The sequence below is a fragment of the Bacillus swezeyi genome (genome assembly GCF_030908325.1).
GTDB classification, from domain to species: domain Bacteria; phylum Bacillota; class Bacilli; order Bacillales; family Bacillaceae; genus Bacillus; species Bacillus swezeyi.
Genome location: NZ_CP133085.1, coordinates 1,618,023 through 1,630,130, shown reverse-complemented (window position 1 = coordinate 1,630,130; position 12,108 = coordinate 1,618,023). Strand labels below are relative to the sequence as shown.

The following is a 12,108-nucleotide window of genomic DNA, read 5'->3' as shown; positions in this document are numbered from 1 at the left end:
TTAGGAGATCCCTATACCACCATAGCAAAAGGGGTGATATGTATGGATCTCCTCACCGTGAATCAGTGTTTTGTGCCAAATAATGTTTCTCGTATGTTTAAACCGCCTCGAATGGGGAGAATCCATACTCACACCTCCTTGTATGATCCGGAAAGATTGACTTTCCTTAAAAAATAAAAAAACACCTATTTCATTAAATGAAGGTGTTAAAAGCCATACAAAAATAAAACCCTAACGCCTTCAATCGTAGAGCTTTAGCACTGTATGGCATAGGCAGCATGCCAGCTGCGTTAAAAACCACCTTATGTCGATGGTTCTTGTTGACCCATTGGCGTCTTTGGACATTTTTGGGCAGCAGCATATCTCCATACAGGAGCCTCACCTAACGAAGAGCTGTATTTACCGGACACAATGAGATTACAGAAAAAAAGGGTGACTGTCAATAAAAAAAACAACTTTAATACGTTCTTGGTCACGTTAATTCCCTTTTTCGTCAAAAATAAACCTGTTCTTCGTCAAGTGCAGCATTTTCCCGCTATTCTTCGCTTAGCTTTGGAATGTCTTCCTCTGACAGCAAATGATAGTTTTCATGCAGCAAAAGCGCGTATTCTTCGTCAAATTTCGGATGGGGTACATATTGGGCTTGTTCGATTGAAAGCTCTTGCCTTTGGTATTCTTCTTTTTCTTTCATCATCAGCCACCTCCTTTTTTCATTAGGATGGCCTTTTGCTCCCGATAATATGAGGAAATCAACTCTCATGGATCTAGTTATTCTTTCATCTCTTTTACCATTCGGCTCAGGTCTTATTGCTTACAATAACAGCATCATTTCCTATTATTCGACTTTCCTCACCTATTCTCTATTTTTTAGATTTTTCATAAAATTCATACAAATGAACCTTTTTTTAGCAAAATAAATGTTTTAAAATATAATCACGCACCTTGTAACCCATCTAAAGCAGCACAAAACAAGGAGGGCTTTGAAATGCAAATGCGATTAATTCCTTATGTCACTGACGCGAAGCTGATGGACGTGAATGAACTGCCGGAAGGAATCGATGCGATTAAGGCACCGGAGCTGTGGTCACAAGGTTTTAAAGGAAAAGATGTCACTGTGGCAGTGCTTGATACAGGCTGTGACGCAACCCATCCTGATTTAGCGGATAGAATTATCGGAGGCAAAAACTTCACTGACGATGACAACGGAAAAGAAGATCAGTTTAATGATTATAATGGACATGGCACCCATGTTGCGGGTACGATTGCTGCCAATGACAAAAACGGCGGGATTTCCGGTGTTGCCCCTGAGGCAAACCTTTTAATCGTTAAGGTGCTCGGCGGAGAAGACGGAAGCGGTGCATATGAATGGATTATCAACGGCATCAATTATGCCGTTGAACAAAAAGCGGACATCATTTCAATGTCGCTTGGCGGACCGGCCGATGTTCCCGAATTGAAAGAAGCTGTGGCAAATGCCGTCAATAGCGGTGTTCTCGTCGTCTGTGCAGCCGGAAATGAAGGCGACGGAAATGACCGTACAGAGGAATATTCATATCCGGCCGCGTACAATGAAGTGATTGCTGTCGGCTCTGTATCGCTGACGCGAGAATCGTCTGAATTTTCAAACGCCAATAAGGAAATAGATCTCGTCGCACCAGGCGAAGAAATCTTATCAACATTGCCTGGTCAGCAATACGGGAAGTTAACCGGAACGTCGATGGCTACTCCTCATGCCAGCGGCGCGCTTGCTCTTATAAAATCAATGGAAGAGGACGCATTTAAACGAAAACTGACAGAGCCGGAACTATACGCTCAGCTGATCCGCAGGACTCTTCCTCTCGATTATTCAAAGGCGCTGATCGGAAACGGATTTTTATATTTGACAGCTCCTGAGATTTTAGCTGAAAAGGCTGGCGAAACAAAACTTCTTTCCCTTTAACAACCGGAGCCGCCGACATTGGTCGGCGGCTTTTTCATGATGTCGGATAATTCCCGGCTGATAATGAAGAATCTTTTTAATAGTAAGAATTCAAAAATTATTTTGACTAAAAGAACATGAGGGTATATAATCTACTAAACAATTTCAACACTAGGAACACGGTAATCTAATGCGAGGTTAGATTTTAAAAGGGAAGATTGGTGAAAATCCAACGCGGTCCCGCCACTGTAAATGAGTAGGTTATTTCAAAAAACCCACTGTTTCTATATGGGAAGGGTGAAATAACTGTTGATCCACGAGCCAGGAGACCTGCCTGTTCTGATGCACCATATACCTACGGTCGATAGGAGGTGTTCGAGTTGACGTAACAATAGGCTACGTTTATTTCTCGTTCGCAAAAATGCTGTATTAGGCATTCACCTTCAATCTGTCCGGAGAGTGAGTGTCTTTTTTTATTGAACATTAAAAGGAGGATACCTGAATGACAAATGTGAAAACAAGCAGCTTGGGATTTCCAAGAATCGGCTTGAACAGGGAATGGAAAAAATCGCTTGAGGCTTATTGGAAAGGAAAAACAGATCGCGAGACCTTTCTGAAAGAAATCGACGAACAATTTTTTGCAGCGCTCAAAACTCAGCTTGATCAGCAAATCGATATCATACCGGTTTCAGACTTTACGTTCTATGACCATGTTCTTGACACGGCGGTTATGTTCAACTGGATTCCTGAAAGATTCAAGGATTTAAACGACCCGTTGGATACTTATTTTGCAATGGCAAGAGGAACAAAAGAAGCTGTATCTTGCGAAATGACGAAATGGTTCAACACAAACTATCACTACATCGTCCCTGAATACGAAAAAAATGCACAATACCGCTTAACAAAAAACAAACCGCTTGAAGATTATAAGAAAGCAAAAACGGCATTGGGCGTGGAAACGAAGCCCGTCATTCTTGGGCTCTACACTTTTGTAGCGCTGGCAAAAGGCTACGAGACACAAGACATCAAAGACATTTATCAGCAAATGATCCCGCTTTACACCCAACTTCTAAAAGAGCTTGAACAGGAAGGCGTCAAATGGGTGCAAATTGACGAACCCGCTCTTGTCACGGCTTCACCTGCTGAAGCAGCCGCTGCAAAAGAAATCTATGAGAAGATTAAAGATAACGTGTCAGGGCTGAATGTACTTCTGCAAACATACTTTGATTCAGTCGATGCCTATAAAGAACTGATTTCGTTTCCTGTTGAAGGAATCGGACTTGATTTCGTTCATGACAAAGGCAAAAACCTCGAGCACCTGAAAGCGCACGGCTTCCCGAAAGATAAAGTGCTTGCCGCGGGCATTTTAGACGGACGAAACATTTGGAAAGCCAATCTTGAAGAGCGTCTTGATTGGACGGCCGAGCTGATAAGCGGACTCGGGGCCAGCGAAATCTGGATTCAGCCTTCAAACAGCCTGCTCCATGTTCCGGTAGCAAAGCACCCTGAAGAACAGCTTGCCGATGATTTGATCAACGGTTTATCCTTCGCTAAGGAAAAGCTTTCAGAGCTTACGCTTCTGAAGGAAGGCTTAGTTTCCGGGAAAGCGGCCGTACAAAGCCAGATCAATGATGCAAACGAACACCTTCAAGCTCTAAAACGATACGGCGCCGCGACCAATACAGCTTTTGCCGAAGAACGAGACAAACTGACTGAGGAAGACTTTGCCCGTCTGACGGCATTTGAAGAAAGACTGCGGATTCAAAATGAATCTCTCGGCCTTCCTGTTCTGCCGACAACGACGATCGGAAGCTTCCCGCAAACCGCTGAAGTGCGAAGCGCACGGCAAAAGTGGCGGAAACAAGAATGGTCAGACGAACAATACAGGTCGTTTATTAAAGAGGAAACAAAAAGATGGATTGACATTCAGGAAGACATCGGGCTTGATGTCCTTGTGCACGGAGAATTCGAACGGACTGACATGGTTGAATATTTCGGTGAAAAGCTTGGGGGATTCGCTTTTACCAAATACGCCTGGGTTCAGTCTTACGGCTCCCGCTGCGTCCGTCCGCCTGTGATCTATGGGGATGTTGAATTTAAAGAGCCGATGACGGTAAAAGAAACGGTTTATGCGCAGTCATTGACTTCTAAAAAAGTAAAGGGCATGCTGACAGGACCTGTGACGATTTTAAACTGGTCATTTGCCCGCTATGATCTGCCGAGAAAAGAAATCGCCTTCCAAATCGCGCATGCCCTTCGCAAAGAGGTCGAAGCGCTTGAAAAAGCCGGAATCCAAATCATCCAAGTCGATGAGCCTGCATTAAGGGAAGGCCTTCCGCTGAAAGAACGGGATTGGAATGAGTATCTCACATGGGCTGCCGAAGCTTTCAGACTGTCCACTTCATCTGTTCAAGACACAACGCAGATTCACACACATATGTGCTACAGCAACTTTGAAGATATCGTGGATACGATTGAAGACTTGGACGCAGACGTCATTACGATCGAACACAGCAGAAGCCACGGCGGATTCCTTGATTATCTTGAACAGCATCCTTATTTAAAAGGGCTCGGGCTCGGCGTTTATGATATTCACAGTCCGCGCGTCCCTCCTACTGAAGAAATGCTGACAATCATTGAGGATGCGCTGAAAGTTTGCCCGGCTGACCGTTTTTGGGTCAATCCTGATTGCGGATTAAAAACGAGACAGCCTGAAGAAACGATCGCCGCATTAAAAAACATGGTCGAAGCCGCTAAACAAGCAAGGGATAAACTGGCTCAGACTGTTTAATTTCACAAAAAATTCAGGAGGGAACCATCCGAATGAACGGATGGTTCTTTTTCTTGCCTGCCGCCCTGTTTAGATCAAAAGAACCATTATCCAAAGTCTGTTCAGCGAAAAAACATTAAGACTTTTGATTCATTCGTACGATTTTCTTCCGGATTCTTTTCTTTTAACATATTCATAGTAGATGATGGAAGGGAAGGAAAATATGTAGTGATTGACGATGGAAATGCCCAAGAACGGGAATTAAGAAGAAAAGCATACCAAGAAGACATTCATTCTCTTCAACATTATGTGAGAGATTTGAATTCTGCCATAGCTGAGCTGAGACAGGAAAGCTCCTGCATTCTCAAAGCTCATCAAATGTATATCAATGGCTGGCGGGGGCAGGCACGGAAAATGTATGATGCACTTTTGGATGATCTTGACCGCGCGGAATCTCGTGTGTATGACAAGCTGAGAATCATTAAACAGCAAGCTGCCGAGGAGATCGAACGGCTTCAGCTGGAAGCCGAGAAGCCGATATGAGCATTCGACTGAATGTAAATGATTTACATGCTCTCGCCCGCCAATTTCGCCATTCACATCAGAAAATCAGTGATCTGATGCATCTTTTGCATCGTCACCTTCATGTCCTGCTCTCAAGTGTGAAAGCAGCGAAAACAAGTGATATCGATCAGGCTCAAACCGAAATGGAATATGAACTGAAAGGATTTTTGCATACGCTTGATGACCTGGAGCATTTGCTCCGCTATACTGAAACCCATATAAAAAAAACAGATCAAATGCTTGCCGACCGGCTTTTTCAGAATGGAGGGCACCTTGCCGGCTACCCGCCCATCATGTCGTTTTTGGCGGCTTCCAAAAGCTCCGCTGACGGCTTTAAAATGACGGCGTCGCTTTTGTCTGAACCGTTGATTTTAATGAAACAATTGAAAGAAAACGGGCTGTCAGGCCTGTTCACGGGAAACAGGAAGGCCTTATATATCCAGTTTGATGATCATGGAAAAGAGCGGCTGTGGTCTGTACGGCGCCTGTTAAGCCGCAACATCGCGGGGAACCTTTGCCTTTTGGCTTATCAGCAGGTTGCAAAAGGCCCTCTCTCCTATACGGCTTTCACGTTTGCCAAAAAAGCTGCTGTAGCGGCCCTGTCCGATCTCAAAACCGTATGTCTTCACGAAAACCAAAAAAACGCCGCCGCCATCCTGGCAAGCTTCAGCGAGAAAGCAAAACAGGAGCAGAATGGCGTCAATCATTCCCATACATAATAAAAGCCTGACCCTGGGGTCAGGCTTTATGTCTTTATCCATCCACAGGAGCAAGTACAGCACTACCAAATGACATTCGTCTGTTTGATTCGATGCTCCCCGTCTCCTTCTTTTAAAATGACTGCGCTTCCTTCTTCAGATATGCTGACAACTGCAAGCGCTGTATCATGGACATAGCTTGAGTTCCATAATTCACGAATCGGCCGCTTCTTAACAATATTCAAGAGCATCAAGATAAAAACAGAATGGCTGACAAGGAGAACATTCCCTTCCTTGTGCTTCTGGAGAATGAGAGTAAGCGCTTGTCTGACCCGCCTTTCAAAGTCCTGAAAACTCTCCCCTCCATTCGGCATGTACTGTTCAGGCGTTTGAAAATAGGCTTCCAGCATGGCAGGATCATGTTGTTTGATTTCGTCATATGTTTTTCCTTCCCAAGAGCCTAGGCCGATTTCTTTAAAGATATCGTCTTGAACGAAGGAAATGGAGCGGCCCTTTAGAATCGCCCGGGCAGAATCAACGGCGCGCCCGCTTGTGCTGACATAAGCCGCTTGAAATTGAACATCTTTCAGCTTTTCGCCGAGCGCCTTCGCATTTGCTAAACCGAGCGCTGTTAGATCGGAATTCTCCCAGCCTTGCATTCTCTTTTCAATATTCCACTCCGTCTGGCCGTGTCTTGCAATGTACAAGGTAAGCAAACAATCCTCTCCCGTCCTTATGATACTAGCATTTATTGTATTCGATCAACGTCTTCGGATCAAATATAAAGAATATTCTGAACTACGTTTGTTTTACGGGAACCATCAGCTATAATAAAAAGGCAAGACAACCAAGGAGGATACAGACATGAATCACGAAACATTCTTACAGCGCGCAATCGACCTTGCAGTTGAAAGCGTGAAATCAGGAACAGGGGGGCCTTTTGGCGCTGTGATTGTCAAGGGCGGCAAAATCATTGCCGAAGGAAAAAACAATGTGACAACCAGCAATGATCCAACTGCACATGCAGAAGTGACGGCCATTCGGCTTGCCTGTGAAGCACTTGGCGATTACCAGCTTGACGACTGCATTTTGTATACAAGCTGTGAACCTTGTCCGATGTGTTTAGGGGCGATATACTGGGCGAGGCCGAAAGAAATATATTTTGCCGCAAAGCATTCTGATGCAGCATCAGCAGGCTTTGACGATACTTTTATTTATGAAGAAATCATGAAAAAACGAAGCGAACGAAACATTCCTTTTTATAAAATGGAGCTTCAGGATAAACTGGAGCCTTTCCTCACGTGGGAAAACACGGATAATAAAATAGAGTATTGATAAAGGAGCTTCCTTTTTTCGGGAAGCTCCTTTTAATTTACAAAGTTTCCGATGCCGATCATTCTTTATACCAATCAAGTTTTTGATCTTCGGCTTCAAAATCCAGACTTTCCACTTTCCCATCCTTTTGGATCTCAAGCCTTACGGTTTTGCCTTTCAATTTTTCGGGCGCCTCGGCTATATCTCTTTCATAACCGGATGCTTTCTGATACGTTTTATCCCCCGCTTCGGTTTGGATCGTTACATCATGATCAGACTCACTGACAAGCGTTCCGATGACCTTTTGGCCGCCGTCAGCCTCCCGCTCATAGACGCCGTTTTCGTCAGCTTTCGCCTGGGGCATCAGCTCTGCCTCTTCCGCTTCCTGCGTCTTTCCGTCCACTTCTACTTGAATAAGCTTCCCTATTAAATCATCGTGATCTTCTTCACTTTTAAAATGCTTGCTTTTTGGAATAATCAATTCCCGATCTTTGATCTTGAGTGTCATTTGGTCATCTTCAGCATGAATAAGCTTTCCTATAAGATCAAAATCGTCTTCTGTACGGCTGTTTTGATCAAGAGAGTATTTTCTCAAATCAACTTTTTTGCGATCCGCTGTTTCTGCTGTTTTTTGATTCCCGCCATCCTCCTGTGCACCGCTTCCACAGGCTGTGATCATCGAGAACACAGCCAGACCGCAGAGCACGATCGCTGTTTTGAAATGTTTCATATGCTGCTCCTTTCAGGGCTTTGTTTTTTGCTGTCTCATTTTAAAAAAGAAAGCAAACAAGCTTTTGTTTGCTTTCTCGGAATTAAGCTCGGGTTTATTTTACTTCAAGATCGACATCTATATTTCCTCTCGTCGCTTTGGAATATGGGCAAAAATCATGCGCGGCCTTGACAAGTTCCAGCGCCTTTTCTTTTTCAAGCCCGCCTGTGGAGACGAGCAGCTGAACGCCAAGCTTAAAGCCGCCGTCATTTTCATCTTTCAACAAACTGACGCGTCCTTCCACCTCAGAGTCAATCTCGATCCCTTGTTCTTTGGCGACATGCTCCAAAGCTCCGCCGAAGCATGCCGCATATCCTGCGGCAAACAGCTGTTCAGGATTTGTTCCTGATTCGCCCCCTGTTTTTTCATTCGGCATCACAATGTTGTGATCGAGCACACCGTCATCTGATTTAACATGTCCGCTTCTTCCGCCTTTTGCCGTTACTTTCGCTGTGAATAATGCAGTCATCATTTTTTCCTCCTTACGTTTTTTCCTTATTCTTTATATTTCACAAAATAAGCATTTTAAACATCGGCTTATGCATTTTAAGAAAACCCTTGCCCATTGTTTTTGTGCAAAGAATAGGAAAAGGGGAAAAAATCTTATACAATAAAAAAGAACAAAAAAAGAGTTGGTGAACTGATGGCAAATGAATTTGAACATATGAAGCTTGAACGGCAGCTGTGTTTTCTGCTTTATGCAAGCTCGCGCGAAATGACGAAATTGTACAAGCCGCTGCTTGACGAATTGAATATTACGTACCCCCAGTACCTAGCACTTCTTTTATTATGGGAACACGGAGAATTGAGCGTGAAAAAAATGGGGAAGCTCCTTTATCTCGATTCAGGAACGCTGACCCCGATGCTGAAAAGAATGGAACAGGGCGGACTGCTTACAAGAGAGCGGTCTCCTGAAGATGAACGGTCTGTGGTCGTGAAGCTTTCAGCAAGCGGCAAGTCGCTTCAACAAAAAGCAAGCCGCATTCCCGCTGATATGCTGGAGCAGACAGACTTGACGGATGAAGAGCTAAAAGATTTAAAACACTCGCTCCATTCTCTCCTTGCATCATTGACGAAAGAAAACAGCTGAACTGCGCAGTTCTTTAAAGAAATCAAGGCGCCTTCAATTGATATGAAGGCGCCTCTTTTTATGAAATGACTTTAAGACTCACGTCTAGATTACCGGAAATTGCTTTTGAATACGGACAGACTGTGTGTGCTTTGTGAACGAGTTTTTCCAATTCAGCTTTTTCAATATCTGTGCCCTTCACTTGAAGTGCGACGCCAAGCTTATATCCTCCGTCAGCTTCATCTTTTAGAAGGCTCACATTTGCCGTTACCTCTGTTTCAATGTGGAGGCGTGCTTTTTTGGCGGTCAATTGCAACGCACTGTCAAAGCATGCCGCATATCCTGCCGCAAACAGCTGTTCAGGATTGGTCGTTTTTTCTTGTTCTTTTGCTTTCGGTGTTCCTGGCATAGCAAGCTCCAATGCCAATACGCGATCTGAAGAGGTCACTTGTCCGTCTCTGCCTCCTTTGGCGGTTGCTTGAGCGGTAAGAAGCGGTTTAGTCATGATCATTCTCCTTTATTTTTAATTGTGCACAATTAAATTTTATACAAAATAAATAAATGTTGCAACAAAAAAACATCCTGCCCTTCTATAGGCAGGATGTCCGCTTTTCAACTGCGAATTTGTCCGTTCCCTTTAATGATGTATTTTGAGGAAGTCAGCGCCTCAAGACCCATCGGGCCTCTGGCGTGAAGCTTTTGCGTGCTGATGCCGATTTCGGCTCCGTATCCAAATTCAAACCCGTCGGTAAACCGGGTGGAAGCATTATGGTAAACCGCAGCCGCATCTACAGATGTTAAGAAAAAGCGGGCGTTTTCCTCATTTTCGGTCAGAATCGCTTCTGAATGCCTTGTTCCGTATCGGTGGATATGGCGGATTGCTTCATCAAGGCTCTTGACGGTTTTAATGCTGATGAGAGGGGCTAAAAACTCTGTCTCCCAGTCAAGCTCTTCAGCAGGCTCCGCTGAAGGAAGCAGCTCGCAAACCGTTTGGTCTCCTTTGATTTTGACGCCTGCCTCCTCAAGCTTTTGAAGCAGATCTTTCGTATGCTGATCCGCCCAGTTTTCATGAATGAGCACCGTTTCGATCGCGTTGCAGACTGACGGCCGCTGTGTCTTCGCATTGATGACAACCTGCTGCGCCATAGCGGACTGTGCCGATTCATCAATAAAGAGATGGCAGTTCCCCGCTCCTGTCTCAAGCACCGGAACCGTCGATTCCCGGACAACCATATCGATGAGGTTTTTTCCGCCCCTTGGAATTAACACATCCAAACCATCATTTAAAGTAAACAGCTGTTTAGCCGTTTCTTTGCTCGTATCTTCGATCAGCTGGACGGCATCCTTTGGCAGCACCGACTTGTCCAGCGCTGCACGAATCACGCGGACGAGCGCTTTATTGCTGTTGATCGCAGATGAACTGCCGCGGAGCACACAAGCGTTTCCCGTTTTCAAACAAAGTGTGGCAGCATCAACCGTTACATTCGGACGAGCCTCATAGATCATCCCGACAACACCGATCGGCACACGAACTTTTTCGATCAACAGTCCGTTTTCTTTGCGAATGGTTTCAAGGCTGTCTCCCACGGGATCATTAAGCTTGATGAGAAGAGTGATGGCATCTGCGATATCATTCAGCCTTTCAGGACTTAAGGAAAGCCGGTCCAACAGCGCGGGTGAAAACCCCTTTTCTTTGCCCATTTCAATGTCTTTGCGGTTTTCCTCCAATATATCATCTTGATGGGAACGAAGCGCTTCGGCAATCAAGGAAAGCGCCTCGTTTTTATTTTCCGTCGTCTGGTGAACAAGCTCTTCTTTTGCGGCATTCGCCTTTTTTGCTTTTTCAATCACTTCACTCATTATTGTTCAGCCCCTTATTCTTTTATGCTAATCCAGTCGTTTCGATGGATAACTTCAATTCCTTTTTCATAATGAAACTCATCACTTCGTTTTCCTTTCACCTGGAGAAGCTCTCGAGCGGAATAAAGCGTCTGGCCTTTCCCGGCCAATCCATTCGGACCGTACACTTCAACGACTGCATCCTTTGAAAAGTCCCCGCGTACATCCGTCACTCCCGCTGGCAGCAGGCTGCTTCCGTTCTCCGTAATCGCCAGTTCCGCTCCTTCATCAACGATGATTTTTCCTGAAACAGGCGAATGAAAGGCGATCCACTGCTTGTGATTATTGACAGAAGACAGGTCAGACTGGCCGATGTATGTTCCGTCACCGTTCCCCTTTAATATCTGTATCAGCTTGTCTTCACCCGATCCTGTACCGATGAAAACATTGACGCCTAACGAAAGAGCGGTTTTTGAAGCTAAAAGCTTTGATTTCATTCCGCCCGTTCCGACTTTTGAGCCGATGGAAGTCGCATAATTTAAAAGATCGTCTGTTATTTCAGCGATATAATCAAAGCGCCGGGCATCCGGATGTTCAGCGGGATTCGCATCATAAAGACCGTTAATGTCCGTTAAAATGATTAATTTGTCAGCATGTATCAATCCGCTCACTAAGGCGGAGAGCATATCATTATCACCGAATGTCAATTCTTCAACAGAAACCGAATCATTTTCATTAATAATGGGAACAAGTCCTCTTTCGATCAATTCCGTGACGGTCGCATATGCATTTCGATACCGTTCTCTTTTGGCAAAGTCATTTCTCGTCAATAAGATTTGCGCAGGTATTAAATCGTGTTCTGCAAAATGCTGAATATATTGCTGCATTAAAAGGCTTTGTCCGACGGCAGCCGCAGCCTGTTTTCCTTTTAATGTGACCGGCCTTGCGGGATAGCCGAGCTGAAAAAAGCCGGCGGCGACAGCGCCGGAAGAAATAAAAATCACGTCGTGGCCTTCTTTTTTCAAAGCGGCAATCGCCCGGACATGGTCATTGACTTTTACCTCGTCAATGCCGCCTTTTGAGTCCGTTAATGAACTGCTTCCGATTTTAATGACAATCCGTTGTTTTTTCACGTTTTTCCCCTCCGAGATGATCAGGCAGAAGCCA

General features: G+C 44.8%; 13 protein-coding genes and 2 riboswitches. Of the genes, 6 read left to right on the top strand and 7 right to left on the bottom strand.

Features of this window, described 5'->3' with window-relative positions:
- Positions 1–232: 232 nt before the first annotated feature.
- Positions 233–397, bottom strand: a riboswitch (M-box (ykoK) riboswitch).
- A gap of 138 nt (positions 398–535) precedes the next feature.
- Positions 536–694 (bottom strand): transcriptional regulator SplA domain-containing protein, encoded by a 159-nt coding sequence (locus RBH91_RS08070; protein WP_307894107.1) that lies wholly within the window; start codon positions 692–694, stop codon positions 536–538.
- A gap of 291 nt (positions 695–985) precedes the next feature.
- On the opposite strand from RBH91_RS08070, the gene RBH91_RS08065 reads away from it, so the two are divergent.
- The 4 genes from RBH91_RS08065 to RBH91_RS08050 all read left to right on the top strand — a co-directional run bounded on the left by RBH91_RS08065 (position 986) and on the right by RBH91_RS08050 (position 5,971).
- Positions 986–1,939 carry a S8 family peptidase gene (locus RBH91_RS08065; protein WP_076762353.1) on the top strand — a complete coding sequence of 318 codons (954 nt, stop codon included), beginning with the start codon at positions 986–988 and terminating at the stop codon, positions 1,937–1,939.
- Positions 1,940–2,080: 141 nt separating this feature from the next.
- A riboswitch (cobalamin riboswitch) is annotated at positions 2,081–2,270 on the top strand.
- Positions 2,271–2,420: 150 nt separating this feature from the next.
- Positions 2,421–4,709 (top strand): 5-methyltetrahydropteroyltriglutamate--homocysteine S-methyltransferase, encoded by a 2,289-nt coding sequence (metE, locus tag RBH91_RS08060; RefSeq protein ID WP_307894106.1) that lies wholly within the window; start codon positions 2,421–2,423, stop codon positions 4,707–4,709.
- A 207-nt stretch (positions 4,710–4,916) separates the two neighbouring features.
- The gene (locus RBH91_RS08055) at positions 4,917–5,231 is read left to right on the top strand and encodes a DUF5082 domain-containing protein (RefSeq protein WP_307894105.1); all 315 of its coding nucleotides are present in this window, start codon (positions 4,917–4,919) and stop codon (positions 5,229–5,231) included.
- Positions 5,228–5,971: a hypothetical protein gene (locus RBH91_RS08050; protein ID WP_307894104.1), complete on the top strand. Its 744-nt coding sequence runs from the start codon at positions 5,228–5,230 to the stop codon at positions 5,969–5,971. Before RBH91_RS08055 ends, RBH91_RS08050 begins: the two co-directional genes overlap by 4 nt.
- Positions 5,972–6,033: 62 nt before the next feature.
- On the opposite strand, the gene RBH91_RS08045 is transcribed toward RBH91_RS08050, so the two are convergent.
- The gene (locus RBH91_RS08045) at positions 6,034–6,666 is read right to left on the bottom strand and encodes a histidine phosphatase family protein (RefSeq protein WP_076762349.1); all 633 of its coding nucleotides are present in this window, start codon (positions 6,664–6,666) and stop codon (positions 6,034–6,036) included.
- Between the two features lie 148 nt (positions 6,667–6,814).
- Here RBH91_RS08045 and RBH91_RS08040 point away from each other — a divergent pair, with 148 nt between their 5' ends.
- Positions 6,815–7,285, top strand: a complete 471-nt coding sequence (locus RBH91_RS08040; RefSeq protein WP_307894103.1) for a guanine deaminase — start codon at positions 6,815–6,817, stop codon at positions 7,283–7,285.
- Positions 7,286–7,343: 58 nt separating this feature from the next.
- Here the strand turns inward: RBH91_RS08040 and RBH91_RS08035 are convergent, their stop codons facing one another.
- Complete coding sequence (locus RBH91_RS08035) at positions 7,344–7,994, bottom strand: hypothetical protein (RefSeq protein ID WP_307894102.1); 651 nt, start codon at positions 7,992–7,994, stop codon at positions 7,344–7,346.
- 94 nt (positions 7,995–8,088) lie between these two features.
- Positions 8,089–8,502: an organic hydroperoxide resistance protein OhrB gene (locus RBH91_RS08030; RefSeq protein WP_076762346.1), complete on the bottom strand. Its 414-nt coding sequence runs from the start codon at positions 8,500–8,502 to the stop codon at positions 8,089–8,091.
- Positions 8,503–8,676: 174 nt separating this feature from the next.
- Between RBH91_RS08030 and RBH91_RS08025 the strand changes: the two genes are divergently transcribed.
- Positions 8,677–9,123, top strand: a complete 447-nt coding sequence (locus RBH91_RS08025) for a MarR family winged helix-turn-helix transcriptional regulator (protein WP_307894101.1) — start codon at positions 8,677–8,679, stop codon at positions 9,121–9,123.
- 58 nt (positions 9,124–9,181) lie between these two features.
- On the opposite strand, the gene RBH91_RS08020 is transcribed toward RBH91_RS08025, so the two are convergent.
- The 3 genes from RBH91_RS08020 to proB form a co-directional block, all read right to left on the bottom strand.
- Positions 9,182–9,607, bottom strand: coding sequence for an organic hydroperoxide resistance protein (locus RBH91_RS08020; protein WP_307894100.1), 426 nt, complete (start codon positions 9,605–9,607; stop codon positions 9,182–9,184).
- A gap of 107 nt (positions 9,608–9,714) precedes the next feature.
- The gene (locus RBH91_RS08015) at positions 9,715–10,962 is read right to left on the bottom strand and encodes a glutamate-5-semialdehyde dehydrogenase (protein ID WP_307894099.1); all 1,248 of its coding nucleotides are present in this window, start codon (positions 10,960–10,962) and stop codon (positions 9,715–9,717) included.
- A 14-nt stretch (positions 10,963–10,976) separates the two neighbouring features.
- Positions 10,977–12,074 carry a glutamate 5-kinase gene (proB, locus tag RBH91_RS08010; RefSeq protein WP_307894098.1) on the bottom strand — a complete coding sequence of 366 codons (1,098 nt, stop codon included), beginning with the start codon at positions 12,072–12,074 and terminating at the stop codon, positions 10,977–10,979.
- Between the last annotated feature and the right edge of the window lie 34 nt (positions 12,075–12,108).